The sequence below is a fragment of the Klebsiella sp. HMSC09D12 genome (genome assembly GCF_001808475.1).
GTDB lineage: Bacteria > Pseudomonadota > Gammaproteobacteria > Enterobacterales > Enterobacteriaceae > Klebsiella > Klebsiella oxytoca.
This window is the reverse complement of record NZ_KV793462.1, coordinates 44,953-71,225: the sequence shown is the minus strand read 5'-3', so window position 1 is coordinate 71,225 and position 26,273 is coordinate 44,953. Positions and strand designations below refer to the sequence as shown.

At 56.2% G+C, this 26,273-nt stretch carries 26 protein-coding genes; 11 read left to right on the top strand and 15 right to left on the bottom strand.

Going from position 1 to position 26,273, the window contains the following annotated elements; translation table 11 throughout:
* Nucleotides 1–135: 135 nt before the first annotated feature.
* Genes HMPREF3178_RS10180 through tamA form a run of 3 tightly spaced genes read right to left on the bottom strand, consistent with a single transcriptional unit; the run spans nucleotide 136 to nucleotide 5,989 of the window.
* Complete coding sequence (locus HMPREF3178_RS10180; RefSeq protein WP_004098039.1) at nucleotides 136–480, bottom strand: gamma-glutamylcyclotransferase family protein; 345 nt, start codon at nucleotides 478–480, stop codon at nucleotides 136–138.
* 2 nt (nucleotides 481–482) lie between these two features.
* Entirely contained in the window at nucleotides 483–4,259 is a 3,777-nt protein-coding gene (tamB, locus tag HMPREF3178_RS10175; protein WP_004109028.1) for an autotransporter assembly complex protein TamB, read from the bottom strand.
* The gene (gene tamA / locus HMPREF3178_RS10170) at nucleotides 4,256–5,989 is read right to left on the bottom strand and encodes an autotransporter assembly complex protein TamA (RefSeq protein WP_004109036.1); all 1,734 of its coding nucleotides are present in this window, start codon (nucleotides 5,987–5,989) and stop codon (nucleotides 4,256–4,258) included. Before tamA ends, tamB begins: the two co-directional genes overlap by 4 nt.
* Before the next feature lie 208 nt (nucleotides 5,990–6,197).
* Between tamA and msrA the strand changes: the two genes are divergently transcribed.
* Complete coding sequence (msrA, locus tag HMPREF3178_RS10165; RefSeq protein WP_004109039.1) at nucleotides 6,198–6,836, top strand: peptide-methionine (S)-S-oxide reductase MsrA; 639 nt, start codon at nucleotides 6,198–6,200, stop codon at nucleotides 6,834–6,836.
* 185 nt (nucleotides 6,837–7,021) lie between these two features.
* A complete protein-coding gene (locus tag HMPREF3178_RS10160) occupies nucleotides 7,022–8,365 on the top strand; it encodes a polyamine export protein PaeA (protein WP_004109043.1) in 1,344 nt (447 codons plus the stop codon).
* A 220-nt stretch (nucleotides 8,366–8,585) separates the two neighbouring features.
* On the opposite strand, the gene HMPREF3178_RS10155 is transcribed toward HMPREF3178_RS10160, so the two are convergent.
* Entirely contained in the window at nucleotides 8,586–8,792 is a 207-nt protein-coding gene (locus tag HMPREF3178_RS10155) for a DUF1107 domain-containing protein (RefSeq protein WP_004098023.1), read from the bottom strand.
* 322 nt (nucleotides 8,793–9,114) lie between these two features.
* Here HMPREF3178_RS10155 and HMPREF3178_RS10150 point away from each other — a divergent pair, with 322 nt between their 5' ends.
* The gene (locus HMPREF3178_RS10150; RefSeq protein ID WP_004109045.1) at nucleotides 9,115–9,672 is read left to right on the top strand and encodes a YtfJ family protein; all 558 of its coding nucleotides are present in this window, start codon (nucleotides 9,115–9,117) and stop codon (nucleotides 9,670–9,672) included.
* On the opposite strand, the gene cysQ is transcribed toward HMPREF3178_RS10150, so the two are convergent.
* Complete coding sequence (cysQ, locus tag HMPREF3178_RS10145; RefSeq protein WP_004109048.1) at nucleotides 9,662–10,405, bottom strand: 3'(2'),5'-bisphosphate nucleotidase CysQ; 744 nt, start codon at nucleotides 10,403–10,405, stop codon at nucleotides 9,662–9,664. The two genes, HMPREF3178_RS10150 and cysQ, sit on opposite strands and share 11 nt — an antisense overlap.
* A gap of 192 nt (nucleotides 10,406–10,597) precedes the next feature.
* On the opposite strand from cysQ, the gene HMPREF3178_RS10140 reads away from it, so the two are divergent.
* Nucleotides 10,598–12,541, top strand: coding sequence for a bifunctional 2',3'-cyclic-nucleotide 2'-phosphodiesterase/3'-nucleotidase (locus HMPREF3178_RS10140; RefSeq protein WP_017145076.1), 1,944 nt, complete (start codon nucleotides 10,598–10,600; stop codon nucleotides 12,539–12,541).
* Nucleotides 12,542–12,593: 52 nt separating this feature from the next.
* On the opposite strand, the gene HMPREF3178_RS10135 is transcribed toward HMPREF3178_RS10140, so the two are convergent.
* On the bottom strand, nucleotides 12,594–12,971 hold the full coding sequence (locus HMPREF3178_RS10135; protein ID WP_004098015.1) for a winged helix-turn-helix transcriptional regulator: 378 nt from the start codon (nucleotides 12,969–12,971) through the stop codon (nucleotides 12,594–12,596).
* 90 nt (nucleotides 12,972–13,061) lie between these two features.
* On the opposite strand from HMPREF3178_RS10135, the gene HMPREF3178_RS10130 reads away from it, so the two are divergent.
* From HMPREF3178_RS10130 to ytfE, 4 genes are all read left to right on the top strand, one after another.
* Nucleotides 13,062–13,910 carry an SDR family oxidoreductase gene (locus HMPREF3178_RS10130; RefSeq protein ID WP_004117450.1) on the top strand — a complete coding sequence of 283 codons (849 nt, stop codon included), beginning with the start codon at nucleotides 13,062–13,064 and terminating at the stop codon, nucleotides 13,908–13,910.
* 80 nt (nucleotides 13,911–13,990) lie between these two features.
* On the top strand, nucleotides 13,991–14,815 hold the full coding sequence (locus tag HMPREF3178_RS10125) for an AraC family transcriptional regulator (protein WP_017145077.1): 825 nt from the start codon (nucleotides 13,991–13,993) through the stop codon (nucleotides 14,813–14,815).
* A 75-nt stretch (nucleotides 14,816–14,890) separates the two neighbouring features.
* Nucleotides 14,891–15,862 carry a DMT family transporter gene (locus HMPREF3178_RS10120; RefSeq protein WP_004109061.1) on the top strand — a complete coding sequence of 324 codons (972 nt, stop codon included), beginning with the start codon at nucleotides 14,891–14,893 and terminating at the stop codon, nucleotides 15,860–15,862.
* Between the two features lie 82 nt (nucleotides 15,863–15,944).
* The gene (gene ytfE, locus HMPREF3178_RS10115; RefSeq protein ID WP_017145078.1) at nucleotides 15,945–16,607 is read left to right on the top strand and encodes an iron-sulfur cluster repair protein YtfE; all 663 of its coding nucleotides are present in this window, start codon (nucleotides 15,945–15,947) and stop codon (nucleotides 16,605–16,607) included.
* Between the two features lie 139 nt (nucleotides 16,608–16,746).
* On the opposite strand, the gene cycA is transcribed toward ytfE, so the two are convergent.
* Entirely contained in the window at nucleotides 16,747–18,150 is a 1,404-nt protein-coding gene (gene cycA / locus HMPREF3178_RS10110) for a D-serine/D-alanine/glycine transporter (protein ID WP_004109063.1), read from the bottom strand.
* 305 nt (nucleotides 18,151–18,455) lie between these two features.
* Nucleotides 18,456–19,076 carry an FKBP-type peptidyl-prolyl cis-trans isomerase gene (gene fklB / locus HMPREF3178_RS10105; RefSeq protein WP_017145079.1) on the bottom strand — a complete coding sequence of 207 codons (621 nt, stop codon included), beginning with the start codon at nucleotides 19,074–19,076 and terminating at the stop codon, nucleotides 18,456–18,458.
* A gap of 329 nt (nucleotides 19,077–19,405) precedes the next feature.
* Here fklB and HMPREF3178_RS10095 point away from each other — a divergent pair, with 329 nt between their 5' ends.
* Nucleotides 19,406–20,068, top strand: a complete 663-nt coding sequence (locus HMPREF3178_RS10095; RefSeq protein WP_004117442.1) for a LysM-like peptidoglycan-binding domain-containing protein — start codon at nucleotides 19,406–19,408, stop codon at nucleotides 20,066–20,068.
* Between the two features lie 18 nt (nucleotides 20,069–20,086).
* On the opposite strand, the gene HMPREF3178_RS10090 is transcribed toward HMPREF3178_RS10095, so the two are convergent.
* The 5 genes from HMPREF3178_RS10090 to rpsF form a co-directional block, all read right to left on the bottom strand.
* Nucleotides 20,087–21,037 (bottom strand): DMT family transporter, encoded by a 951-nt coding sequence (locus HMPREF3178_RS10090; RefSeq protein ID WP_004109067.1) that lies wholly within the window; start codon nucleotides 21,035–21,037, stop codon nucleotides 20,087–20,089.
* A 146-nt stretch (nucleotides 21,038–21,183) separates the two neighbouring features.
* On the bottom strand, nucleotides 21,184–21,633 hold the full coding sequence (gene rplI / locus HMPREF3178_RS10085) for a 50S ribosomal protein L9 (RefSeq protein ID WP_004109068.1): 450 nt from the start codon (nucleotides 21,631–21,633) through the stop codon (nucleotides 21,184–21,186).
* 41 nt (nucleotides 21,634–21,674) lie between these two features.
* On the bottom strand, nucleotides 21,675–21,902 hold the full coding sequence (gene rpsR / locus HMPREF3178_RS10080; RefSeq protein WP_000135199.1) for a 30S ribosomal protein S18: 228 nt from the start codon (nucleotides 21,900–21,902) through the stop codon (nucleotides 21,675–21,677).
* Between the two features lie 4 nt (nucleotides 21,903–21,906).
* Nucleotides 21,907–22,221, bottom strand: a complete 315-nt coding sequence (gene priB, locus HMPREF3178_RS10075) for a primosomal replication protein N (protein WP_004098002.1) — start codon at nucleotides 22,219–22,221, stop codon at nucleotides 21,907–21,909.
* Between the two features lie 5 nt (nucleotides 22,222–22,226).
* Nucleotides 22,227–22,622, bottom strand: a complete 396-nt coding sequence (gene rpsF, locus HMPREF3178_RS10070; RefSeq protein WP_004098001.1) for a 30S ribosomal protein S6 — start codon at nucleotides 22,620–22,622, stop codon at nucleotides 22,227–22,229.
* A 337-nt stretch (nucleotides 22,623–22,959) separates the two neighbouring features.
* On the opposite strand from rpsF, the gene HMPREF3178_RS10065 reads away from it, so the two are divergent.
* Nucleotides 22,960–23,235, top strand: coding sequence for a YdgH/BhsA/McbA family protein (locus HMPREF3178_RS10065; protein WP_004109070.1), 276 nt, complete (start codon nucleotides 22,960–22,962; stop codon nucleotides 23,233–23,235).
* Nucleotides 23,236–23,473: 238 nt separating this feature from the next.
* The gene (locus HMPREF3178_RS10060; protein ID WP_004109072.1) at nucleotides 23,474–24,667 is read left to right on the top strand and encodes an MFS transporter; all 1,194 of its coding nucleotides are present in this window, start codon (nucleotides 23,474–23,476) and stop codon (nucleotides 24,665–24,667) included.
* A gap of 62 nt (nucleotides 24,668–24,729) precedes the next feature.
* Here HMPREF3178_RS10060 and HMPREF3178_RS10055 read toward each other — a convergent pair whose 3' ends face one another.
* Both HMPREF3178_RS10055 and HMPREF3178_RS10050 read right to left on the bottom strand, forming a co-directional pair.
* Complete coding sequence (locus HMPREF3178_RS10055; RefSeq protein ID WP_017145080.1) at nucleotides 24,730–25,416, bottom strand: L-ribulose-5-phosphate 4-epimerase; 687 nt, start codon at nucleotides 25,414–25,416, stop codon at nucleotides 24,730–24,732.
* Nucleotides 25,416–26,270, bottom strand: coding sequence for an L-ribulose-5-phosphate 3-epimerase (locus HMPREF3178_RS10050; RefSeq protein WP_070585149.1), 855 nt, complete (start codon nucleotides 26,268–26,270; stop codon nucleotides 25,416–25,418). The genes HMPREF3178_RS10055 and HMPREF3178_RS10050 overlap by 1 nt, the downstream gene beginning before the upstream one ends.
* Nucleotides 26,271–26,273: the final 3 nt, after the last annotated feature.

Genomic DNA, 26,273 nt, shown 5'->3' with positions numbered 1-26,273 from the left:
AGGTTCGCAAAAACACCGCCTCCGGCGGTGTTTTTTTTGGGCGTTGCTCTATTGCTGAGCGGCGGCTGATGCCTTAGCGGGCCGACAACATCCCCCCATAAAAAACAACGCCACCCGAAGGTGGCGTTATCGTTATTAATACTGGTCTTTGTCCAACCAGTTGCCGCTTTCTATCAGCGTGAAGCCCTCAACGGGGCGCTGATAGACATACATCCAGGCGCTACCGTAGGGCGTCTGGATCAGGTGACGAGCATACTCGCCGCCTTTAGTACGCAGCGCATCCAATTCAGCCAGCGTCGATGCGTCAATACGATAGACCTCACCATGTACCGTGCCATCGCCGGGCACCGCGCCTGGATAGTGGCCCAGGCTGTACAGTTGATAATCATTGACACTATGATCGCCCAGCCACTGAGCGTTGGTCATCCAGTGGCTGTTGCCTTGTTTGCGTCGTAAACTGCCGTAAACAAATATTCGCATTGCTAAAACTCAAACTGATAGAGCAAATCGAGAGCCTGGTCTACGCCAGACACGGCTTCCATATATAGCTTAGGCATCAGGCGATAACGTAACGTCAACGTCGCCAGGGAGTCAAAGATCCCTACCCCATATTTTACCTGCAGACCCGGCAGCACGTAGCCGCTGACCACCACCTGGGAGGAGTCGCCCACCCCTTCGGTATCCAGCGCCAGATTACTTACGCCAAACGTCTCGCCGATTTTACCCACAACCTGACCACTTTGTGCAACCCCCATACCAATAAGCATGGAGGTCATTGCCGCACTATCGCTCTGTCCGCTGCCCAAACCCTGCCCGCGCAGCAGGTAAGAGAGCGCTTCCTGCTGCGACATGGCCGGATCGGAGAAAATTTCCGCTTTCGGCTGATCGGCCGAACCGGTCACGCGAACGCCGGCGATCACGTCGTCTTCCGTGGCATCCGGATTACGAATGGCTTCGATGTTCAGCAGCGGCTGATCCGGCGGTCCGGAGAACAGCAGTTCGCCTTTACGCACGATCAGATCCTGGCCGTAGGCATGGAAGCGGCCTTCCGGGATATTAATCTGCCCGTTGAGGCCCAGCCCCTGTTTATCCTGAGCCACTTTCAAATCGCCGGTCAGACGCGCTTTCAGACCAAAGGCGTCGAGGCGAACGTTGTTGCCTACATGAATCGTCAGGTTGCTGTTAATCGGAATACCGGCGCTCTGCTGCTTAATCGGCTGCAGATTTTTATCCAGCATGACTTCGTCAGAAGAGACCCCAACGGCGCTTTCCGGCACTTCATTGACGACGATTCTTGCCCAGGGCACGTCAACGCTACCATCCAGGTTAAACAGGCTTGGCGTGGCGGTAAAGACGACATCTGGCGAAACATCCAGGCGCACCATCGGCGGCACGGTTATCCGCACCCGGCTGCCCTTCGCGGCAATCTGCGCGCGCCAGTTGTCAATCTGCGTCCAGTCGGCGTTACCGCTGAGCGCAATATGGCCCTGGCTGGTATTCACCGTCCCTTGTAGGGTCGAGCGGGTACCGGTGAAATTCATCGCCAGCTGGCTCGGCTGCATATCGAACGGCATAAAGTTGCCGTCAATATCCACGCCATTCAGCTGCATCTGGCCGTACAGCTGCGGGCTCTGTACGTTGCCGCCCAGCGTCAGACGCGCATTGAGCCGCCCTTCCGCCTTTTCACCGCGCGAGAAGATAGGGTTGATCATCGCCAGCGAGAAGTTGCTGATATTCACGTTCCCGCCCAGATTACGTCGGCCCTGCGGATCGGTGACCTGCACCTGCCCATCCAGTTGACCATTGTTGGTCAGGCGAATCAGCCAGCCCAGCTGGGCGCGATTGTTGTGCAGATCGGCCGTAAGATTCAGGGTATCGAACGCCACCGGCAGCGGCGCGTCGTTGACCGTCTGGGTCACCTTCACGTTACGTCCGCTCAGGGTGACCTTGCCCTGCGGTAGCCCCTCTTTGGTGGTGTCCCAGCTCACGTCGGCATTGCCGCTAAACACGCCGCTGGCCTGCGTCTCTTCCGGCATAAACGGCTTCAGCATCGCCAGGTCGAAACGGTTGAGATTCACTACCGCGCGCCCGCTCGCGCCGGCGTCAATGGTCTGCGGTACGCACAGTTCGGCATTCGGGTTAGTCCAGCAGTGCGGTCCAATGCTGATTTTCTGCTCGAGGTTACGGTAATCCAGCGCGATGTTGCGCGTCAGCGCCACCGGCCCTACCGGCGTCTGGAAGCGGGTATTGCTCAGCGTGCCTTTCCAGCGCTCCTCTTTGCGGTCAAAACTGCCTGCCAGCGACAGCTGTCCGGAAACCGGATCGCCCTGCACCCGCAGCTGCAGGTCGTGCTGTTTCTCGTTGCCCTTCGCATTGAGCTGCACCAGGCTGATATTCACGCCCGGCTGGCTAATGCGGTCCACGCGTACGTCAAGATGACCGCCAATCTGGTCGGTGGATTTCACATCGCCCTTCACGTTCACCTGAGCCACCGATAGCTCCTGCCAGCGCAGCGCCCGGGCGGTGATATCCGCCAGCAGCTGCGGCGCATCGACGGTGCCGCGAACTTTTACTAATCCCTTCGCCGTCCCGCCCAGGCCCGGCAGGGCGTTATCGAGATGCGGCGCGTCAATGGTGGCGTCGAGGTTAAGATCTTTAACTCCCAGCTCGCCTTTCACGTCGGCGCTGTTGGGGCCCAGAGCCAGATGCAGGCCGGGGATTTTCCACTGCATATAGCTGTTGCCCTGCAGCGAACCGCTCACGTCGACTTTGTTTTGCTTCACGTTACCGGTGATTTTCAGCTCCGGTACCGACATCTGCCAGCTGCCGCCGTACAGGCTGCCCTGGGTCTTAATCAGTCCGTTGAGCTTCGACGGCCAGTCCGGTACCTCTTTAGCGGTGTTGATACCGTTAAGCGTCAGTTCGCCGCGCCAGCTGATCGCCTGCTGCCAGTCGAGCAGCGCTTTCAACTCGGTTTTTCCTTCGAGGGCGGCGACGGTGAGCTTGTCGAGATTCACCTGCTGCTCGTTGCCCTTCGCGTTCAGGCTAATTTTCGCTGGCGGCAGCGACTGCCCTTTCACCGCGGTGCTGAAGGCCAGCGTGTAGTCGGTCATCTTGCCGTTAAATTTCAGCAGTAGGTCGTCAGCCTGATACGCTTTCTCGCCGGTAAATGGCCAGTAAAGCTGCTTGCTTTTCACCTCCATATCCAGCGGCAGGCCGGCCTCCGCCAGCTGCGTTTCGGCGCGCAGCGTCATGGCGACAGGGCCGTTCAGATCCACGCCGAGCGTGAGCTTTTTACGCACTTCGCCGCCCACTTTGAGCTGCACTTTCTCGCCCTTGAGCGGGTCTACATTCAGCGTACCGTTGAGGGTGATATCGACCGGCCAGTTATCCTGCAGTTGTGCATTACCGGAAGCCGTCACTTTGCCCTGGTCAGAATCCACGTCCAGCGCGTCCAGCTTCATCTGCCCATCAATGCTGCTGACTTTGAGCAGCAGCGAGTAGATGGTCATATCGGTATCGCCGGTCAGACGCAGCTGCTCGCCGCGAAACTCCTGAATATTGAGATTCAACGGCAGATGGACATCGGTCATTTCCGGCAGCACCGGCTTCGAGAACAGGTCTTTCATCGTCTCGCCGAGCGGCTTTTCTTCCGGCTGCGGATTGTCAATTTTCGGCTCAACGACCTGCTCCTGGGCCACTTTCGCCACCTTCGGCAGCGCGATAAGCAGCCCCTGCAGCGAGGTCGGCGTCAGGGTCAGGTTTTTCTCTTGCCAGTTAAGCCCCGTGGAAAAATCGCGCAGCGAAACGGCCGTATCGTCAATTTTCACGTTGACGTTATGCAGCGCCACCCGACTCAGGGTGATGGGGTAAGGCGTGGAGAGATTCAGCGGTCCGCTATCTTCTTCTTCAACCGGCGCCGCTGGCGGCATTTTGCTGGTATCGATCGCCACATAGATATCGCGCAGAGAAATATCGTTGACGCACAGGCTACTGTCCCACAGGCAGCGTAGCTTAACGCCAAGGTGGAACTGCCCGGCGGTGACCGCCACGCCCGGCTGCTCAAAGCGCACGTTCTCCAGCGTCAGATCGCGCCAGCCGCCGGTGGCTTTGCCAATTTCCAGCCCAGGGACCCAGCGATCGGCGGCTTTGATAACCAGATGCAGGCCAGTCGTCGTCCCCACCAGGAAACCTACCGTCCCCAGCAGCAGCACCAGAAAAATCAGTACGCCGAGGCTTATCTTCTTCCATAAACTCATAATTCAGGCCCCAGGCCGATATAAAACTGTAAACCGTGTTCTTCTTTGTCACCGATCGGTCTGGCGATATCCAGCTTGATTGGACCGACCGGGGACTGCCAGCGTACGCCGAGGCCAGCGCCGGTTTTAAAGTTGCTTTCGCGGATATCGCTCACCGCTTCGCCGCTATCGACGAACACCGCGCCCCACCATTTGCCGCTCACGTTGTACTGATACTCCAGCGAGCCGGTGGCCAGCTTCGAAGCCCCCATCAGCTTGCCGTCATCATCTTTTGGCGAGATAGATTTGTATTTATAACCGCGAATGCTGCGGTCGCCACCGGCGAAGAAACGCAGATCCGGCGGGACTTTGCTGAAGTTATCGGCCTCAATCCAGCCAAGGTTGCCGCGTACCACGAAGCGGTGGCGGTCATAAAGGGTGCGGATCCAGACGTCCTGCGCCTGCATCACGATAAAGTTAATATCCGAGCCCCACATGGTGTTGGAGTAGTCCACCGAATAGCGCTGTGAATCGCCCCAGGTCGGCATCAGGCCGCCGCGAGAACGGGTCCGGTTCACCGACACGCCGGGATAGATCAGCATCGTGGTATTGGTGACGTTGGCCTGGGTAAAGTGGTCGAGACTCCAGCGCAGGTTCAGCGCGCGCTGCCAGCCGCTCGACATCTCCCAATAGCGCGACACGGCCAGGGTGGTAGAATCCGCCTGGGTATCATTGAGATCGGTACGCTTAAAGCCGCCCTGCATCAGGTAGTACTGTTCAAGCGGGCTTTTTAGCAGCGGTACCTTGTAGCTGAAATCAAGCTGCTGTTCAGGAGCGGACAGGCTGAGGCTGGAGGTCAGGCTGTGGCCGTAGGAGTTCATCCACGGCTTTCTCCAGGTCCCTTTGACGCGCGGCCCGACGTCGGTTGAGTAGCCGACCCCGGTCTCAACAGTATTCTCTTTGCGCGGAGAAACCACGCCCTGCAAAGGCAACACTTTCGTCTGGCGGGACTTCTCAAACTGCGGCGCCACGACGACGGAACTGAACCAGCCGGTCGCCGCCAGGCGGCGGTTGAGTTCGGCGAGATCCTGCGAGGTGTAATAGTCGCCCTGCTTAAACGGCACCAGATTTTGCAGATATTCGTCGCGAATTTGCGAGCCCTCAAAGGTCACCGGGCCAAAGCGGTAGCGCTCGCCGCTGTTGTAGTCGATATCCCAGAAGGCCTGATGACGGTCAAGAGAAACCCCAAGCTGGCTTTTATTAAACTCGCTATCGAAGTAGCCCTTACGCAGCGCGACCCGGGTCAGAGAGCTTTTAAAGCTGTCATAATCACCGTGATTGAGGATGGTACCGATGGCCGGTCGCGTGTTTAACAAATCCAGATAGTCGCGATCGGTTCGGGCTCCGCCGCGTAAAATGACTTCCGTACCACCAATGCGCACCGGTTCGCCGGGCGTGACTTTGGCGATCAGTACCTGGCGCCCCTTCGCCGGCGGCGGACGTAAATCAAAATCGATGGTGGGCTCATAGTAGCCGAGCGCTTTCAGACCTTCGCGGATAGCATCATCCACGCGCGCGCGAAAGCGCCGGTCCGGCGTAACTTCATCGCTCTGGATCGTAGAGAGTTGGGCGCGGACGTTTTTTTCCAGTTCCCCGGATAACCCCTCAACCTGCAAACGCACGTTCGCTGCGCTGGCGACCCCGCTGACCAGCAAAAGGCTGGTGATACATAACTGGCGGATTTGTAGCACGTTTTCTCCTGAATATCCTTGTTTCCCCCCGAAGGAAACGAAAGTGCCGCTCCACGGCTTAACAAAACCCTAACAACTAAGGGTTGAAAAATAGACGTTAACCCAAATAATTCTTATGTTTAAATCTAGACGTATTAAGCGTGGTTATTGTGTTAAAAGTCACGCTTGGTTACAACCTTAACCACATTTTCAGTTAGAGAGGCCCACCGTGAGTCTATTTGATAAAACGCATCTTGTCGCCCAAGCGGACGCGCTGCCGGGACGCAATACGCCGATGCCGGTGGCTACGCTCCACGCCGTCAATGGCCATTCGATGACCAACGTCCCCGCCGGAATGGAAGTCGCTCTGTTCGCCATGGGCTGTTTCTGGGGCGTCGAACGCCTGTTCTGGCAACTGCCCGGCGTTTATAGCACCGCCGCAGGTTACACCGGCGGCTACACGCCAAACCCCACCTATCGTGAAGTTTGCAGCGGCGAGACGGGCCATGCTGAGGCCGTGCGCGTGGTCTACGATCCGCAGGTTATCAGCTATGAGCAGCTGCTTCAGGTCTTCTGGGAAAATCACGACCCGGCGCAGGGCATGCAGCAGGGTAACGACCGCGGCACGCAGTATCGTTCCGCTATTTATCCGCTGACGCCGGAACAGAGCGAAGCCGCGAAAGCCAGCCTCGCGCGTTTCCAGGCGGCAATGAAGGAAGCCAACGACCCGCGCGCTATCACCACCGAGATCGCCACGGCAAAGCCGTTCTATTATGCGGAAGACGATCATCAGCAGTATCTGCATAAAAACCCCTACGGATACTGCGGTATCGGCGGGATTGGGGTTTGTTTACCGCCGCAGCCCTGATGCCGTTGACCCGTAATAGCAGGCTGCCGGATTGAATAATTTACGCTCTGGCGGCTTTACAGTACCTTACGCTATACTACGCCGTGTTATCGCCGGTCCAGAGCCTTCGGACCGGCTTTTTGTGAATTCCACTTAGCGTTATCCACTTCCCTTCCGAGGATCTGATCTCAACGGTCAGATAAGATATGTTAAACAGTATTTTAGTAATACTTTGTCTGATAGCCGTCAGTGCGTTCTTTTCGATATCGGAAATCTCGCTGGCCGCATCACGTAAAATCAAACTCAAGCTGCTGGCCGATGACGGCAACGTCAACGCTCAACGCGTGCTGAAGATGCAGGAAAACCCCGGTATGTTCTTTACCGTGGTGCAAATCGGCCTCAACGCGGTAGCGATTCTCGGCGGTATCGTCGGCGATGCTGCATTTTCGCCGGCGTTTCACGGCCTCTTTAGTCGCTATATGTCCCCCGAGCTCTCCGAGCAGCTGAGCTTTATTATCTCCTTTACCCTGGTCACCAGCCTGTTCATTCTGTTTGCTGACCTGACCCCGAAACGCATCGGTATGATTGCGCCTGAAGCCGTCGCTTTACGCATCATCAACCCGATGCGCTTCTGCCTGTTTCTCTTCCGCCCGCTGGTGTGGTTGTTCAACGGCATGGCCAACAACATCTTCCGCCTGTTCAAAATTCCGATGGTGCGTAAAGACGACATTACCTCCGATGATATTTACGCCGTAGTGGAAGCCGGCGCGCTGGCCGGGGTGCTGCGTAAGCAGGAACATGAGCTGATTGAGAACGTGTTTGAGCTGGAGTCGCGCACCGTGCCTTCGTCCATGACTTCGCGTGAAAACGTCATCTGGTTCGATCTCCATGAAGATGAACAGAGCCTGAAGAATAAGGTTGCAGAGCATCCGCACTCTAAGTTCCTGGTGTGTAACGAAGATATCGACCACATCATCGGCTACGTTGACTCCAAAGACCTGCTGAACCGCGTGCTGGCGAACCAAAGCCTGGTGCTGACCGGCGGCGTGCAGATTCGCAATACGCTGATTGTCCCGGATACCCTGACGCTGTCTGAAGCGCTGGAAAGCTTTAAAACCGCCGGTGAAGACTTCGCCGTGATCATGAACGAGTATGCGCTGGTCGTCGGGATTATCACCCTTAACGACGTGATGACCACTCTGATGGGCGATCTGGTCGGCCAGGGGCTGGAAGAGCAGATCGTCGCACGCGATGAGAACTCCTGGCTGATTGACGGCGGCACGCCGATCGACGACGTAATGCGGGTGCTGGATATCGATGACTTCCCACAGTCCGGAAATTACGAGACTATTGGCGGCTTTATGATGTTTATGCTGCGTAAAATTCCCAAGCGGACCGACGCGGTGAAGTTCTCCGGCTATAAATTCGAGGTGGTGGATATCGACAACTACCGCATCGATCAGCTGCTGGTGACCCGCATCGACAATAAGCCGACGGTGCTGGTGCCCAAGCTGCCGGACGCGGCGAACAGTGATAAAGAGTCAGCGTAACGCTTTCTCGCGAACACTGTTCTTCCCCCCTGTTGCCGGGCGGCGGCTAACGCCTTGCCCGGCCAATAAAGATCGCAATCTCATCAGATTACGCATTGCCCATCGATATACACTTAAGTCTGCGTATGCCGACCAATCTGGGGCTGATGCCGGGTCCAGAAACATCAACGGCTCCCTGGGGGAGCCGCCTTTTTACCGTGTAGTCATACCACTTTTCAGGTTATGCCATCTCTGTTTGTAGACGGCTGACCTGGCGGTTGACTTCGGACATCACTGACAAATGCAGCTTGTCCTTAACCTTCGGGATAAGGATTTTGCCCTTATCAAACTCAAAAGCGCCAACGTCCTTGATATACAAACGTCCACGGAACAGGATCTTCACGTACTTCGCTACTTGTAGCGGGTTGTAGCGTTGGAAAATTTTCATTGTTGTCTCCTGCCAGGGTTACGCTCCTGTGGTGCCACAGTTAGCCCACGTACCGGAATCGCAAATTTTAATGCCCTGAAACTATAGTCCAGAATCTGAGTGATACCCAGTTTGTATAAGTTTATTTACCTTATGATGACAATAATTCAGAGTTTTCGTTTCAGGCATCCGATGAAGGTAGTATAAGTCGCCGATTTTAGACGGAATTGTGCGTCAACACGCAAACTGGCACCATCATTGCGGGTAATGCCGATAAATCGCACTTATGATTAAAGCAGACCAAGTGGTCGGATCACCTGCAAAGATAATAAAAGGAAACACCATGACCCTACGTAGATTACTGGCCGTTTCATGTCTCCTGTTCCCACTGTTGGCCTCGGCGCATAACTTTGTCGACGGTCAGCGCGTTGCGCCGGTCGGCGTAGCGGATCGGGGAGAACTGGTGCTGGATAACGATAAATTTAGCTATAAAAGCTGGAATAGCGCGCAGCTGGCGGGAAAAGTGCGCGTCGTGATGCACATTGCCGGTCGCTCGTCGGCAAAAGAAAAAAACGCGACCTTAATTGAAGCCATTAAAAGCGCGAAGCTGCCGCACAACCGCTACCAAACGACGACTATCGTCAATACCGATGACGCTATCCCAGGCTCGGGAATGTTTGTCCGCAGCAGTATCGAGAACAATAAGCAGCTCTACCCCTGGTCACAGTTCATCGTCGACAGCAACGGCGCGGTGCGCAAAGCGTGGCAGCTCGAAGAAGAGAGTTCAGCCATCGTGGTGCTGGACAAAGAGGGTCGCGTGCAGTGGGCTAAAGACGGCGCGCTCAGCCAGCAGGAGGTGCAGCAGGTAGTGGGCCTGCTGCACAAGTTGCTTAATAAATAGAGACCCGGAAGCCGGGGTTGAGGAACGATTCACGCGGCGTGTAATCAAGAGTACGCCCCTGCCAGTCGTGAACGTGCGCCCCGGCGGCGCTGGCGACCGCATGACCGGCCGCGGTGTCCCAGGTACTTGTCGGCCCGAAGCGTGGGTAAAGCTGGGCCTGCCCTTCAGCGACCAGACAGAACTTCAGCGACGAACCAATTGAGGTAGTCTGGTGTTCACCAAGCTGCTCAAGATACTCCTGCAGCTCCGGGTCATTGCCGTGTGAACGGCTAATCACCACCAGCGGCGGACGCGCATCGCGGACCTGAATCTGTTTGCGAACGCCGCACTCCTCTTTCCATGCTTTACCCTTTTCCGCACTGTACATCACCTTCATCACCGGCGCGTAGACCACGCCCAGGGTCGGTTTACCGTTTTCAATCAAGGCGATATTGACGGTAAACTCGCCGTTGCGCTTGATAAACTCTTTGGTGCCGTCCAGCGGGTCCACCAGCCAGTAGCGCTGCCAGTGCTGACGTACCTCCCAGGCCGGCGGATCCTCTTCCGACAGAACCGGAATATCGGGCGTCAGGGCCAGCAGGCCGCTGATAATCACCTTGTGCGCCGCAATATCCGCGGCCGTGACCGGAGAATCGTCCTTCTTGCTGGTAACGTCCATCGGCTGTTTTCCATCGTAAACTTCCATGATGGCATCGCCCGCATTCCGTGCAAGCTGACATACTTGTTCTAACATTCTCCACCTCGTCTGGTTACAGTGGCGTTAACTCGTTGTTTTATTTATATCGCATCATTGTGAGTTCCGCTATCTGTGATAACGATGGCGGTTTCCTTCACCGCTTTTCTGGCATGATTCACATTTCTGTAAGCAACAGAATGTAAATACATTTTCTTCTGTGCCACTGCTCATATAAAAAGGACGCCACTGATGATTAAGTTTAGCGCAACGCTACTGGCCACGCTGATCGCCGCCAGCGTAAATGCGGCAACGGTCGATTTGCGGATCATGGAAACCACCGATCTGCACAGTAATATGATGGACTTTGACTATTACAAAGATGCCGCCACGGAAAAATTTGGCCTGGTGCGTACCGCAACCTTGATTGAGAAAGCGCGTCAGGAAGTCAGCAATAGCGTACTGGTCGATAACGGCGATGTTATTCAGGGCAGCCCGCTGGGTGACTATATGGCCGCAAAGGGTCTGAAAGAGGGCGATGTTCACCCGGTCTACAAGGCGATGAATACCCTGAATTATGTCGTGGGCAACCTCGGCAACCACGAGTTTAACTACGGGCTCGACTTCCTGCATAAAGCGCTGGCAGGGGCGAAGTTCCCCTACGTGAACGCCAATATTATCGACGTCAAAACCGGCAAACCGATGTTTACGCCTTATCTGATTCAGGATACCCAGGTGAAGGATAGCGACGGCAAAACGCAGACGCTGCGCATTGGCTATATCGGCTTCGTACCACCGCAGATAATGACCTGGGATAAAGCCAATCTTAGCGGTAAGGTGACCGTTAACGACATTACCGCAACCGCACGCAAGTTTGTCCCGGAAATGCGCGAAAAAGGCGCGGACGTGGTGGTGGTCATTGCCCACTCCGGCCTCTCCGCCGACCCGTATCAGGCCATGGCGGAGAACTCCGTTTACTATTTAAGCCAGGTGCCTGGGGTCGATGCCATTATGTTCGGCCACGCTCACGCCGTCTTCCCGAGCAAAGATTTTGCCGGTATCAAAGGCGCGGATATCGCGAAAGGTACGCTGAACGGCGTACCGGCAGTGATGCCGGGCATGTGGGGCGATCACCTTGGGGTGGTCGATCTGGTCCTGAACAACGACAGCGGCAAATGGCAGGTCAGCGCAGCGAAAGCCGAAGCGCGGCCGATCTACGACTCGGTGGCGAAGAAATCGCTGGCGGCAGAAGACAGCAACATGGTGGCGGTATTAAAAGCCGACCATGACGCCACCCGCGAGTTTGTCGGCAAACCGATTGGTAAATCCTCGGATAATATGTACAGCTACCTGGCGCTGGTGCAGGACGACCCAACCGTACAGGTGGTCAATATGGCCCAGAAGGCCTACGTTGAGCACTACATTCAGGGCGACCCGGATCTGGCGAAGCTGCCGGTACTCTCCGCCGCCGCGCCGTTTAAAGTCGGCGGACGTAAAAATGACCCGGCCAGCTTTGTTGAAGTGGAAAAAGGGCAGCTCACCTTCCGCAACGCCGCCGACCTCTACCTGTATCCCAACACCCTGGTGGTGATGAAAGTCAGCGGTAAAGAGGTTAAAGAGTGGCTGGAGTGCTCCGCCGGACAGTTCAATCAAATTGATCCCGCCAGCAGCAAGCCGCAGTCGCTGATTAACTGGGACGGCTTCCGCACCTACAACTTCGACGTGATTGACGGCGTGAACTACCAGATCGATATCACCCAGCCGGCGCGCTACGACGGCGAATGCAACAGCGTGAATCCGCAGGCCGAGCGAATTAAGCATCTGACCTTTAACGGCAAGCCAATCGATCCGAACGCCACTTTCCTCGTCGCGACCAACAACTATCGTGCTTACGGCGGTAAATTCCAGGGCACCGGCGAGGATCATATCGCGTTCGCTTCACCGGATGAAAACCGCTCGGTGCTGGCGGCCTGGATTGGCGCGGAGTCGAAGAAAAACGGCGAGATCCATCCGGCGGCGGATAACAACTGGCGCCTGGCGCCGATCCACAGCACAGTACCGCTGGATATTCGCTTTGAAACCTCACCGGGCGACAAGGCCGCGGCATTTATCAAAGAGAAAGCGCAATACCCGATGCGCCAGGTGGCTACCGACGATATCGGCTTTGCTATTTATCAGCTGGATTTGAGTAAATAATTGCCGGTTCCCCGGTTGTGCTGCGCTTACCGGGGCTACATTGACATCAACCTCAGGCTACCTGTTCGTGGTTCGCCAGAACCGCGGGCAGGTTCAGTTCAATCCAGTCCGCCAGCGCCGCCACCTTCTCGCTCACCTGCTCACCGAGCGGGGTCAGACTATATTCAACGTGCGGCGGCACCACCGGATACGACACGCGGTTAAGAAAGCCGTCCTGTTCCAGCGCCTGGAGCGACTGGGCCAGCATCTTTTCGCTGACGCCGCCGATCTTACGCCGCAGATCGCTAAACCGATGGGTGCCATCGCGCAGGGACACCAAAATCAGTACGCCCCAGCGGCTGGTCACGTGTTTGAGCACTTCCCGCGAGGGGCACTGTTCGGCAAACAGGTTGCCGTTACGTAGCTGCTCGCTCAGCGTCAGATTCGCCATATTCATACTTACCTTTTTGTACGTACTTACTAAAAGTTAGTTAAGGTGTTAGCTTACCATAACTGCCAATGAACACGAAGGAGAAGACCCATGATCGCAATTACCGGCGCAACCGGCCAGCTTGGCCAACACGTCCTGGAAAACCTGTTAAAAACCGTCCCCGCGGGCCAGGTTGTGGCTATCGTGCGCAACCCGGCAAAAGCCGAATCGCTGAGCCAAAGGGGCATAGGGGTTCGTCAGGCCGACTACAGCGATGAAGCGGCCCTGACCGCCGCCCTCCAGGGCGTGGACAAACTGTTGCTAATCTCTTCCAGCGAGGTCGGTCAGCGCGCCGTCCAGCACCGCAACGTGATTAATGCAGCGAAAGCTGCCGGCGTGAAATTTATCGCCTATACCAGCCTGCTGCACGCCGATACCTCCCCGCTGGGGCTGGCGGATGAACATATCGCCACCGAGCAGATGCTCGCCGACTCCGGCATTGCATATGCCCTGCTGCGCAACGGCTGGTACACCGAAAACTATCTCGCCAGCGCGCCGCCGGCGATTGAGCACGGCGTGTTTATCGGCGCTGCCGGTAACGGCAAAATCGCCTCTGCTACCCGCGCGGATTACGCCGCCGCTGCCGCTCGCGTTATCGCCGAAGAGGGCCACGCCGGAAAAGTGTATGAACTGGCGGGCGATGAGGCGTGGACTTTGAGCGAACTCGCCGCTGAGCTGAGCAAACAAAGCGGTAAAAACGTGGTGTATCAAAACCTCAGCGAAGCCGACTTCGCCGCCGCGCTGAAGGGCGTCGGCCTGCCCGCAGGCCTGGCTGATATGCTGGCGAATTCTGATACCGGCGCCTCCAAAGGCGGGCTGTTCGACGATAGCCGCACCCTGAGCGCGCTGATTGGCCGCCCGACCACCACCCTCGCTGATAGCATCAAAGGCATCCTGTAAAAGTTACAGGCTGGTTAATTTTTGTAGCATCCCGGCGGACCATCCTCAATAATGTACGGATGTCCGTCGGGAGTTATCGCATGCAAGGCGTACCGGAACAGTTTAATGATGAAAGAGACAGCGCGCGCTTTCGCCATCTGGCGCAGCTGCCCGGCGTTGAGCTGTATCATGCCCACATCTCCCGCTACGCCTTTGAACCGCACACCCATGAAGCCTTTGGTATCGGCGCGATAGAGCTCGGCGCCGAGCGTTTTCGCTATCGCGGCAGCCAGCATGTAGCTACGGTTAACTCTATCGTCACCATGAATCCCGATGAACTGCATACCGGCGAGGCGGAGACTGCCGACGGCTGGCGCTATCGGATGATTTATCTCGACCCGGATACGCTGGAAAAGGTGACCGGCGTGCGCCACTGGTGGTTCAGCGAAGTGGTGCGTCAGGACCCGCTTCGCTCCCGGCAAATCGGCAATCTCATCTACGGCCTGTGGCATACTGACGATCCGCTCGCGCAGCAGGGTCTGCTGCTGGATTTAATCGATACCTTCCGGCCATTCGCTCACCACGCCGCTGCGCTGCCCGAAGCTCGCCACCGCTTCGAGCGGGTACGAGACTATCTGCATGATAACTATATGCGTACGGTGACCCTCGATGAGCTGGCGCAGGTGGCGGCGCTGAGCCCGTACCATTTCCAGCGCCAGTTCAAAGCGCACTTCCACGTTACGCCGCACCAGATGTTAATGGCCATTCGCCTGTGGCGCGCCAAAGCGTTTCTCACCCACGGTATGCCCGCTGCCGACGTCGCTCTCGCCGCCGGACTGACCGACCAGTCGCACCTGACCCGCGCGTTTACCCGCCGTTACGGCATTACCCCGGTACGTTATCAAAAGCAGGTTCTCCCGCGCTAATGCGCAACCTCATACAATATTCCCGCTAAAGCCTCTCCTACACTGTCGCCAACAAAAAGAGTAATGGAAAGCATGATGATTAGTGGTGTGCTGTACGCCCTGCTGGCAGGGCTGATGTGGGGATTGATATTCGTGGGCCCTTTACTGGTGCCGGAATACCCGGCTGTTTTACAGTCGATGGGGCGCTATCTGGCGCTGGGGCTGATCGCCCTGCCGCTGGCCTGGCTGGGCCGCGCACGGCTGCGCCAGCTCGCCAGGAAAGACTGGTGGACGGCGCTGGGACTGACCCTGATGGGCAACTTAATCTATTACGTCTGCCTGGCCAGCGCGATTCAGCGTACCGGCGCGCCGGTGTCGACCATGATTATCGGCACTCTGCCGGTCGTGCTGCCGGTTTTCGCCAACCTGCTCTATAGCCAGCGCGATGGAAAGCTGCCGTGGCGGCGACTGTTCCCGGCGCTGGTCTGTATTGCCTTCGGCCTGGCATGCGTCAATATCGCTGAACTGCATCAGGGCTTACCCGATTTCAGCCCGTGGCGCTACGGCTCCGGTATCTTGCTGGCGTTGATCTCGGTGGTGTGCTGGGCCTGGTACGCGCTGCGCAACGCCCGTTGGCTGCGGGAAAACCCGGATAAACCGCCGATGATGTGGGCTACCGCGCAGGCGCTGGTGACCCTGCCGGTATCGCTGGTCGGATACCTTATCGCCTGCGGGTGGCTGCATGGACAGCACCCGGACTTCCCGCTCCCCTTCGGCCCGCGCCCGGCGGTGTTCGTCACCCTGATGCTGGCGATCGCTATCTTCTGTTCATGGGTTGGGGCGTGGTGCTGGAACGTTGCCAGCCAGCGTCTGCCAACGGTGATCCTCGGGCCGCTGATCGTCTTCGAAACCCTTGCCGGACTGCTGTATACCTTTATTCTGCGCCAGAGTCTGCCCCCGCTTCTGACCCTAAGCGGTATTCTGCTGCTGGTGCTCGGCGTGGTGTCTGCCGTGCGTGCTCGTCCGGAAAAACCCGTGCTGCAGAAACTGGTCAGCGAGAAAAAATAGCCTGGTACCCTAAAGGGGTATTCCCTGGAACATAAGATGCATTTAAAATACAACTTATATTCTTGATGACGAGGTAACTGCTATGGCTTTCCGTGACCAACCTTTAGGCGAGCTGGCGCTGACGATTCCGCGCGCCTCCGCGCTGTTCCGTAAGTACGATATGGACTACTGCTGCGGCGGCAAACAGACGCTGGAACGCGCGGCATCTCGCAAAGAGCTGGACGTCGCGGTGATTGAAGCCGAGCTGGCAAAACTGGCGGAAGAGCCGGTAGAGCGCGACTGGCGGGTTGCGCCCTATGCGGAAATTATCGATCACATTATCGTTCGCTATCACGACAGGCATCGCGAGCAGCTGCCGGAGCTGATTTTACAGGCCACTAAAGTCGAGCGCGTTCACGCCGACAAGCCCAACGTTCCGAAAGGCTTAACCAAGTATCTGACCATGCTGCACCAGGAGCTTTCCAGCCATATGATGAAAGAGGAGCAGATTCTGTTCCCGATGATCAAACAGGGCATGGGAACGCAGGCCGGCGGTCCTATCAGCGTGATGGAAAGCGAGCATGATGAAGCGGGCGAGCTGCTGGAGGTGATTAAGCACATCACGCAGAACGTGACGCCGCCGGCGGAAGCCTGCACCACCTGGAAAGCGATGTACAACGGTATCAACGAGCTGATTGATGACTTGATGGAGCACATCAGCCTTGAAAATAACGTGCTGTTCCCGCGTGCCCTCGCAGGTAAATAGCAAGTAATAAAAAAGGCGCCCGAAGGCGCCCTCGACATTGTCAGTCTTATTGGCCACCCCGGGTGGCCTTTTTTATGACGGGCGCCCTGCCCCCTTCGGGCCGTTGCAAGCAACGTTAAACATCTCTCCCGAGGATTTTTTATTTCGCCAGACGCTTCTTGCCGGCAAAAAGCCAGCCCGCGCCGAGCAGTACAAACCACAGCGGGGTCACCATCAGCGCTTCGCGGGTATCGGCTTCCAGCGTCAGCAGCACCAGCACAAAGACGAAGAATGCCATGCACACCCAGCACATCAGTTTGCCCAGCGGCATCTTATATTTGGACTGCTCATGCAGCTGCGGACGTTTCCTGCGATAGGCCAGATACGAGCACAGGATAATTGTCCAGACGAACATAAACAGGATCGCCGACACCGTAGTAATCATGGTAAACGCCGCAATGACGCTTGGATTGACCATCAGCATGACCACGCCGCCCAGCAGACACATACAGGAGAAGGTCAGGCCTTTCGCCGGTACCGCGCGTTTCGACAGCTTGGCGAACATTTTCGGCGCCTGCCCGTCCTGCGCCAGACCAAACAGCATACGGCTGGTAGAGAATACGCCGCTGTTAGCGGAAGAGGCCGCCGAGGTCAGCACCACGAAGTTGATCAGGCTCGCCGCCGCCGGCAGCCCGACCAGCACAAACAGCTCGACGAACGGGCTCTTTGACGGCACGACTGAGCTCCACGGAGTCACCGACATAATGACGATCAGCGCAAAGACGTAGAACATAATGATACGAATGGGAATCGAGTTAATCGCCCGCGGCAGGGATTTCTCAGGATCTTTCGTTTCCGCCGCCGTGGTTCCCACCAGTTCGATGCCCACGAAGGCGAAAACGGCGATCTGGAAGCCGGCAAAGAATCCGCTGATGCCTTTCGGGAACCAGCCGCCGTCATTCCACAGATGGGCGAAAGAGGCTTCCACGCCGGTCGGTGACTGGAAGTGCATCAGCACCATCACCAGGCCGACCACGATCAGCGCCACGATAGCGACAATTTTGATCATCGCAAACCAGAACTCCATCTCACCGAACATCTTCACGGTGGCGAGGTTAAGACCCAGCAGCAGCAGGATGACCGCCAGCGAGGCGACCCAGTCGGAGAGTCCCGGGAACCAGAACTGCGCGTAGGCGGTGATCGCCACCACGTCCGCCATCCCGGTCACCACCCAGCAGAACCAGTAGGTCCAGCCGGTGAAATAACCTGCCCAGGGGCCCAGCAGGTCGGCGGCAAAATCGCTGAATGACTTGTATTCGAGATTCGACAGCAGTAATTCACCCATGGCGCGCATGACGAAAAACAGCATGAAACCGATGATCATATAAACAAAAATAATTGACGGCCCGGCAAGGCTGATGGTTTTGCCTGACCCCATAAACAGCCCGGTGCCTATCGCACCACCGATAGCGATAAGCTGAATATGCCGGTTAGTGAGATTTCGCCGCAGCGATTGTTCAGTCGGCGCCTGTTCGTCGGCAACGACTTTTACCTGATCTACCATGTGATTTTTCCTGTTGTACCTGTCTGTGTTGTTCGGGCTCTATTGGCCCTTCATTCGTATTAACCCCGGAACGAGGGTTTATCGATATTAGGTAAGAATCGGAGGGATGAATACTATGATTTAGAGATAATGTTAATTTTATGTTTAAAGTGAGTGTTATATCACTCCGGTTACGCGAAACAGCTCACAAAAATACACCCATTCAGCAGATATGCAATATAAAGCTCCAGCAAATGCTCAACTTAAGGGTTTTACACTATTTAAAGCGGCTCCCTCCCCCATACGGAAGAGGAAGCACCAGCTATTTAAATAATGTCCAGCAGTTCAACTTCAAAAATCAGGGTACTGAACGGAGGAATGGATGCGCCCGTGCCGCGCTCGCCGTAGGCCAGGTTGTGCGGAATCGTCAGTTCCCATTTAGAGCCTACCGGCATCAGGGTCAGCGCTTCAATCCAGCCACCGATCACGCCGGTCACCGGGAACTCAGCCGGTTCGCCGCGCGCAACGGAGCTATCGAAGACGGTGCCATCGATCAGTTTGCCGGTGTAGTGAACGCGAACGCGGTCAGTACGCGCCGGGATCGGGCCTTCACCCTGAGTCAGTACGCGGAACTGCAGGCCAGATTCGGTGCTGTTCACGCCTTCGCGCTCGCGGTTTTCTTCCAGGTATTTCTCGCCATCCGCGGCCATTTCCTGGAAACGTTCGCGACGCACGGCGTCAGCGCGTTCGTGAATTTCACGCAGCGCGCGGTGAACGGCTTCCACCGGCACCTGCGGCTGTTTACCTTCCAGCGCGTCAGCAATACCCGCGACCAGCGCTTCCGGCAGCAGCCCCTGCAGGCCAGATTCGCTCAGCTGTTGTCCAACCTGCAAGCCGATACCGTAACTTGCCTGTGCTTCAATCGTGTCAAAAGTAGGGGTTGCCATCTTTGTTCCTTTTTTGGGTGAGAATTTCATATTCCACGGCTTCACGCAGCATAAGCAGAAAAGCCGGAACATATACCCTAAATAATTCGAGCTGCAGCCAACGCATCTGCAACCTGAAGTATGACGGGTATAAAGAGGTGGGCAGCATATCAGCCACAGCACGACGGGTAAAACTTTGTCGGCAGGATGATGACAAATCTGACGGAAACAGAAACAATAGAGAGATAAGGTTAACCTCACGAAACATATCTTTGTCTCGTCCTTCAGAAAGTTAGCCATCTATACTCTAGAGACAGCAGGATAAAAATATGCGGAGCAGGAGGAAAGCCATGCCCGGGCGCTTTGAACTGAAATCTACCCTGGAGAAGATCTGGCATGCCCCGGATCATTTTCGCCTCATGGATCCGCTACCGCCGATGCACCGCCGCGGTATTATTGCCGGAGCGCTGCTGGTGGTTATCGGCGTTCTGCTCCCTTCAGAGGATAACGGCAGTTCAGTTCAGGCCAGCCGCGAGGCGAATCTCGACCTGCAATCTCAGTCGCAGCCGCAGTCTTCAGGTAATCAGGCCGTCCCACTGCCGCCCATCACCAACACGCCGCCGGTCAACGATGCCGATCAGGTGGCGCCGGTCGCGCCGGAGCCCATTCAGGATGAGCAGCCGGATCAACCGCAGCAGCAGACCGCTTCCCAGCCTTATCAGGAGCCGCAGTCGACTCCCGGCATTGAGCAGCAGTGGCGGACCTACCGTATTGAATCCGGCAAAACCCTCGCGCAGCTGTTCCGCGACCACAACCTGCCGCCGACCGACGTTTACGCCATGGCCCAGGTTGAAGGTGCCGGTAAGCCGCTAAGCTCGCTGCAAACCGGGCAGACGGTACAGATCCGCCAGAATGCCAGCGGCGTGGTCACCGGGCTGACTATCGATACCGGCGGCGGGCAGCAGGTGCTGTTTACCCGCCAGTCGAACGGTAGCTTTATTCGCGTCCGTTAAGCGTTCCGGCCGGGTAGCTTACCCGGCCTGCTGTGAAGATTTTCCGGATGTTGCCCCCGGCTTATTTACCCACCAGATCCCGGCGCACACCAGCACCAGCGCAACCGCATATTTCGGTTCAAAAATATTCTCGCCAAGGAAGATGGCCGACAGCACGGTTCCGGCTACCGGGATGACAAAGTTGAACGGCGCAATCATGCTCACGCGGTTATGCTTCAGCAGCACGCTCCACAAAGCAAAAGCGATGGAGGAGAGCAGCGTCAAATAAGCCAGAACCAGCACCGCTGCGGAGCTGTGAACCTCGAGGGTTCCGCCGGTCAGGTAACCGCCGCCAACCAGCACCAGACCGCCAAACGCCAGCTGCCAGCCGGTCATCACCGTTGGGTCAACCGTTTGTGAAATGCGTTTACCATATAGCGTCGCCGCCGACAGAATAAAAGCCGCCAGCACCACAAAACCATCTCCTTGCCAGACAAAGCTAAAATCGCTCAATGAATGATTAAAGTTCACCAGCATGACGCCGGCAAAACCGAGAATGCAGCCGATGGCCTTGTTATAGCTCAGCTTGTCATTCTGATAGATGAAGTGCGCCAACAGGACGCTGAAGAAGGTTCCGGTAGCGTTCATAATCGAGCCCTTCACGCCGGTGGTAAACGCCAGGCCCACGTAGAAGAAAACGTACTGGATAGACGTTTGCGTAACGCCCAGTATCGCCAGCTGCCCGCACTGACGCGGATTTAAGCGGGCAATCGGCTTACGTTGCACCAGCGCGAAGAGCAGCAGCAGGGTTCCGGCAAACAGGAAGCGATAGCCAGCAAAAACGATTTTTGACGGCACATCATCAGTGGCAATCTGAAACAGTTCATAGCCGCTTTTAATCGCCGGATAGGAGCTTCCCCACAGCAGGCAGCAGAGGGTTGCGCAGGCATAAGCCACATTCTTGCGGGAAAATATTGAGGGTGCGTCCATTCACTTTACCAGAAATAAAATAGTGTTTTATTTTATTATCCAGAAAGTTGCTAAGAATAGCCACCATACCAGGAAAAGATTAAGCAAATACAGAAAAGCAAAACGCCGGCACAGGGCCGGCGTCTCGACGTGAGTTGAGTAATAAATTACTCAGCTACAACGTTAACAACCAGTTTAGCGAAGACTTCGCTGTGAACCTGGAAGTCCACTTCGTGCTCACCGGTGGTGCGCAGAACGCCGTTCGGCAGACGAACTTCGCTCTTAGCAACGGCAACGCCAGCTGCAGTTACAGCGTCAGCGATGTCGCGAGTACCGATGGAACCGAACAGTTTACCTTCGTCGCCAGATTTAGACGCGATGGTAACGGTGCCCAGTGCGTTGATTGCTTCAGCACGTGCGTTAGCAGCGCTCAGAACTTCTGCCAGTTTGGCTTCCAGTTCAGCACGGCGTGCTTCGAAGAATTCAACGTTTTTCTTGGTAGCAGGAACAGCTTTACCCTGTGGTACCAGGAAGTTACGAGCATAGCCCGCTTTAACGTTAACCTGATCACCCAGGCTACCCAGGTTTGCTACTTTATCAAGCAGAATAACTTGCATTACCTTATCCTCTCAAAGTCGTATTAATGGACCGTGACCGATTACTGATGACGATCAGTGTACGGCAGCAGGGACAGGTAGCGAGCGCGTTTGATAGCGCGAGCCAGCTGACGCTGATATTTTGCACGGGTACCGGTGATACGGCTCGGGACAATCTTACCGCTTTCGGTGATGTAGTTTTTCAGCGTAGCGATATCTTTATAGTCGATCTCTTGAACGCCTTCCGCGGTGAAACGGCAGAACTTGCGACGACGGAAATAACGTGCCATATGGCTAGTCTCCAGAATCTATCAATTCAATCTGCTCGGCATGCAGAACCATTTTGCTCAAGCCGTTCTTTGCCTTGTGGCAAGAGATGAACCCTCGAACGATTACTGCGCTACCGACCGTTATACTGTGAGTAATGGCCTGGTTCTGGTGTCCGCTGATTATCACGGGCATCTGGCACCACGCCTGCCGGTGAAAACCGGCTTCCTCCTGCACTGAACGATGCTCAAGCACGAACTGGCAGTGTGGAATTCCTGACGGGCTGACCTTACGAAGTGGAGTCCTGCAAACAATGCCGGACAGCTCCAGACGATTGGTCATCAGGATTACTCTTCAGAATCCCCAGCTTCAGAATCATCTGCGGTTTCGTTAGCGAAATCTTCGCGACGCTCACGGCGCTCGTCTTTCGCTTTAACCATCGGAGATGCTTCGGTAACAGCGTGCTTAGTACGCATTACCATGCTGCGGATAACGGCGTCGTTGAAGCGGAAGTTAGTTTCCAGCTCATCGATCGCTTCCTGCGGCGCTTCAACGTTCAGCAGAACGTAGTGAGCTTTGTGCAGTTTGTTGATCGGATAAGCCAGCTGACGGCGGCCCCAGTCTTCCAGACGGTGGATCGTACCTTCTGCTGCAGTGATTGCACCAGTGTAACGTTCGATCATGCCCGGAACCTGTTCGCTCTGGTCAGGATGGACCATAAAAACGATTTCGTAATGACGCATCGAATTGCTCCTTACGGATTATTCAGCCTCCTGTCTGGGTCAGCCGCGGCCCATGGAGGCAAGGAACGTGTTAAAGGGCGGCTGAAAAATTGACGCGTCATAATACGGGCGAGCGGGGTTTAAGACAAGTGAATTGTGCAAATAATTCGCACTAAGCGCAAAGTGACCCTAAGCCAGTGATTTAAAATTAATCAACAACGGAAGCGACAATTTTTTGAACAACTGCATCAGAAATGGTCGCGATGCGCCAGAGAGGCAGCGATTACAATTAGATCAGAAGCAATCCATACCCCAGGGAAGCGGGTGAACGTCAGGACTGTCATAAGGAGCGTAGATGATGAAATACATCCTCATAACCATGATGGCAGCGCTTTTGTTATGCGCCAACGCGCTGGCTGCTATTAAAATCGATGCCCGCCAGGCCCGCAATATGGATGATGTGCAGAGCCTCGGCGTTATCTATATCAACCATAACATCGCCACCGAGCAGGAAGCTGACCAGGCGCTTAGCCAGCAGAGCGATGTTCAGGGAGCGAAATACTTCCAGCCAATCCTTATTCATGAACCGGGAAGCGATGGGCAAATTCACGCCAGCGCCGTCATTTACCGCTAACGCCTCCGGAGCGCTGACTTCATCCAATAACAGAGGAAGTCAGCGATGCTCCTGCCCGGCCCGCTGACGTTGCTCAATTCGACACAAAACACAGAACCTGATGTTTGTAAGGCGTCAGCCGCGTCGCGGAAGAGAGCGTTGCTTAATGCAATTGAGAATTATTTTTCCTCGTGACTTATCAGCCTGCGCGTAACCTGATTTAATCTCTCTTTAACTACATGATTCTCTGGAGTGATTCATGGTTCCGCGTTTTGCCACGCTCAGCCGTATCCCAAAAGGGGTTTGGGTGCTGGGCGGCGTTAGCTTGCTGATGGATGTTTCCTCAGAAATGATCCACAGCCTGCTCCCTTTATTTATGGCCACCACGTTGGGAGCCAGCGTGATTATTATCGGCATTATCGAAGGCGTGGCGGAAGCCACCGCGCTGATGCTGAAGGTGTTTTCCGGCGTCATCAGCGATTATGTCGGCAAACGTAAAGGGCTGGCGCTGCTCGGCTATGGTCTGGGAGCGCTGAGTAAGCCTCTTTTTGCTATCGCCCCTACCTCCGGCATGGTGTTTAGCGCACGAATGATCGACCGCATCGGCAAAGGAATACGCGGCGCGCCGCGGGATGCGCTGGTTGCCGACGTCACTCCCCCGGAAATTCGCGGGGCCGCCTACGGGCTGCGCCAGGCGCTGGACACCATCGGCGCGTTTCTGGGCCCGCTGCTTGCCGTCGCGCTGATGTTTCTCTGGGATAACGATTTCCAGTCGATTTTCTGGGTCGCGGCGATTCCCGCCGTCCTCTCAATCGCTCTGTTGGGCTTTGGGTTAAAAGAACCCAACACATCGGTCGTCCAGAAACGCACCAATCCCCTGCGCCGCGAGAATCTCAAGAAGCTTTCCGCCGCTTACTGGTGGGTGGTGGCTATTGGCTCGATTTTCACCCTCTCCCGCTTCAGCGAAGCCTTTCTGGTGCTACGCGCCCAGCAAATGGCGATCCCGCTATTCGCCATACCGCTAGTAATGGTCGCCATGAACCTGGTCTACAGCCTGACTGCCTATCCTTTCGGGAAATTATCGGACAGGATGAGCCACAGCAAAATGCTGCAGTGGGGCCTGCTGGTGCTGATTGCCGCCGATATCGTGCTGGCGCTGAGTAGCCACTGGAGCACGCTTTTAGCCGGCGTCGCGCTGTGGGGTATTCATATGGGCATGACGCAGGGTCTACTGGCGGCAATGGTGGCGCATACCGCCCCGCCTGAACTGCGCGGCACTGCGTTCGGAATGTTCAACCTGATGAGCGGAATCGCGCTACTGCTGGCCAGCGCCGGTGCAGGCGTGCTGTGGGAAATGTTGGGCGCCGCCTCGACATTTTATGCTGGCGCGATAATTTGCGTCGTGACGCTGATAGGTATGCGCTGTATGCCGTCGGCTTATCAACAACGATAAAAAAGGCTCCGGAGCAGACCGGTTGATTCATCATAAAGATGAAATGCTCCGGAGCACGTATTTCACTTTTGCCCGTAGTAGGCGTTTGGCCCGTGCTTGCGCATGAAGTGTTTGTCCATCAGCCAGCTATCGATGGGCTTCAGCTGCGGGTTGATCCCGCGAGCAATCCACGCCATCCGCGCCACTTCTTCCATCACCACCGCGTTGTGCACCGCATCGTGCGCATCTTTGCCCCAGGCAAAAGGCCCGTGCTGATAGACCACGACGCCCGGCGTATGCAGCGGCTCAACGTCGCCCAGCGTTTCGATAATCACGTGGCCGGTATTCAGCTCATAAGCCTCTTCCACTTCCCGGGGGCTCAACGCCCGGGTGCAGGGGATATCGCCAAAGAAGTAGTCCGCATGGGTCGTTCCCAGCGCGGGAATGGCCAGACCCGCCTGCGCCCAGGCCGTTGCGTGCGTCGAATGAGTATGTACCACGCCCCCCAGACTCGGGTAGCGGCGATACAGCGCCAGATGCGTGGCGGTATCGGAAGAGGGACGATACCGCCCGTCTACCACTCTCCCCTCCAGATCCACGACCACCATATCGTCCGCTTTCATGGCCTCGTAGGCGACGCCGCTGGGCTTAATCGCCACCAGCCCGCGTTCGCGGTCGATAGCGCTGACGTTACCCCAGGTAAAAGTGACCAGGCCGTAGCGCGGTAAATCCATATTGGCTTCAAATACCTGCCGTTTTAGCGTTTGCATTATGCTGCCTCCACCAGACCGGCGCTGGCCATCCTCGCCTTCACCCAATCGCGTGCTTTCGCGACCTCGGCGGCCGGATCGTCGGTCGTTTCGCTCCACATTTCAATTAGATACGGGCCGCAGTAGCCCGTCTGCTTGAGCGTTTCGAAACAACGTTCAAAATCGACGACGCCTTCGCCGAACGGCACGTTTTTAAATACGCCGGGTTTCGTATCTTTTATATGCACCGCCACGATATGCCCCATCCCGGCCTGCAGCTCCATCTGCACGTCGTTATCCCAGGCGGAAAGGTTGCCGATGTCCGGATAGAGCTGGAACCACGGATTATTCAGATAATGAGCATAGCCCAGCACCTTGTTGATCGAGTTCATCAGCGGATAGTCCATGATTTCCATCGCCAGCGTTACCTGCGCGCGGCTGGCCATTTCAACGCTCTCTTTTAGCCCGTCACGGAAACGACGGCGCGTCTCGTTGTTGGCCTCCTGGTAGTAAACGTCGTAACCCGCCAGCTGAATAACGCGAATGCCTACATCCTGCGCCAACCGAATGGCTTTGCGCATAATCTCCAGCCCCTGCGCCCGTACCGCGTCGTCTTCGCTACCGAGCGGGAAGCGCCGATGGGCGCTCAGGCACATAGAGGGCACGCGCACCCCGGTTTCGGCAATCGCGTTAACCAGCGCGAAGCGCTGCTCCCGGCTCCAGTCGAGTCGGGCCAGGCGGGCGTCAGTTTCATCGACCGACATTTCGACGAAATCAAAACCGAGCGCCTTAGCCAGCTGCAGGCGTTCCAGCCAGCACTCCCCGGCGGGGAGCGCTTTTTCATAGATGCCGAGCGGAATATGTTTCGACAGCATAGC

Coding starts and splice junctions, on each gene's coding strand:
- HMPREF3178_RS10180 (WP_004098039.1), bottom strand. CDS start 480: ATGCGAATATTTGTTTACGGCAGTTTACGACGCAAACAAGGCAACAGC.
- tamB (WP_004109028.1), bottom strand. CDS start 4,259: ATGAGTTTATGGAAGAAGATAAGCCTCGGCGTACTGATTTTTCTGGTG.
- HMPREF3178_RS10160 (WP_004109043.1), top strand. CDS start 7,022: ATGTTAAACAGTATTTTAGTAATACTTTGTCTGATAGCCGTCAGTGCG.
- HMPREF3178_RS10155 (WP_004098023.1), bottom strand. CDS start 8,792: ATGAAAATTTTCCAACGCTACAACCCGCTACAAGTAGCGAAGTACGTG.
- HMPREF3178_RS10150 (WP_004109045.1), top strand. CDS start 9,115: ATGACCCTACGTAGATTACTGGCCGTTTCATGTCTCCTGTTCCCACTG.
- cysQ (WP_004109048.1), bottom strand. CDS start 10,405: ATGTTAGAACAAGTATGTCAGCTTGCACGGAATGCGGGCGATGCCATC.
- HMPREF3178_RS10140 (WP_017145076.1), top strand. CDS start 10,598: ATGATTAAGTTTAGCGCAACGCTACTGGCCACGCTGATCGCCGCCAGC.
- HMPREF3178_RS10135 (WP_004098015.1), bottom strand. CDS start 12,971: ATGGCGAATCTGACGCTGAGCGAGCAGCTACGTAACGGCAACCTGTTT.
- HMPREF3178_RS10130 (WP_004117450.1), top strand. CDS start 13,062: ATGATCGCAATTACCGGCGCAACCGGCCAGCTTGGCCAACACGTCCTG.
- HMPREF3178_RS10125 (WP_017145077.1), top strand. CDS start 13,991: ATGCAAGGCGTACCGGAACAGTTTAATGATGAAAGAGACAGCGCGCGC.
- HMPREF3178_RS10120 (WP_004109061.1), top strand. CDS start 14,891: ATGATTAGTGGTGTGCTGTACGCCCTGCTGGCAGGGCTGATGTGGGGA.
- ytfE (WP_017145078.1), top strand. CDS start 15,945: ATGGCTTTCCGTGACCAACCTTTAGGCGAGCTGGCGCTGACGATTCCG.
- cycA (WP_004109063.1), bottom strand. CDS start 18,150: ATGGTAGATCAGGTAAAAGTCGTTGCCGACGAACAGGCGCCGACTGAA.
- fklB (WP_017145079.1), bottom strand. CDS start 19,076: ATGGCAACCCCTACTTTTGACACGATTGAAGCACAGGCAAGTTACGGT.
- HMPREF3178_RS10095 (WP_004117442.1), top strand. CDS start 19,406: ATGCCCGGGCGCTTTGAACTGAAATCTACCCTGGAGAAGATCTGGCAT.
- HMPREF3178_RS10090 (WP_004109067.1), bottom strand. CDS start 21,037: ATGGACGCACCCTCAATATTTTCCCGCAAGAATGTGGCTTATGCCTGC.
- rplI (WP_004109068.1), bottom strand. CDS start 21,633: ATGCAAGTTATTCTGCTTGATAAAGTAGCAAACCTGGGTAGCCTGGGT.
- rpsR (WP_000135199.1), bottom strand. CDS start 21,902: ATGGCACGTTATTTCCGTCGTCGCAAGTTCTGCCGTTTCACCGCGGAA.
- priB (WP_004098002.1), bottom strand. CDS start 22,221: ATGACCAATCGTCTGGAGCTGTCCGGCATTGTTTGCAGGACTCCACTT.
- rpsF (WP_004098001.1), bottom strand. CDS start 22,622: ATGCGTCATTACGAAATCGTTTTTATGGTCCATCCTGACCAGAGCGAA.
- HMPREF3178_RS10065 (WP_004109070.1), top strand. CDS start 22,960: ATGAAATACATCCTCATAACCATGATGGCAGCGCTTTTGTTATGCGCC.
- HMPREF3178_RS10060 (WP_004109072.1), top strand. CDS start 23,474: ATGGTTCCGCGTTTTGCCACGCTCAGCCGTATCCCAAAAGGGGTTTGG.
- HMPREF3178_RS10055 (WP_017145080.1), bottom strand. CDS start 25,416: ATGCAAACGCTAAAACGGCAGGTATTTGAAGCCAATATGGATTTACCG.
- HMPREF3178_RS10050 (WP_070585149.1), bottom strand. CDS start 26,270: ATGCTGTCGAAACATATTCCGCTCGGCATCTATGAAAAAGCGCTCCCC.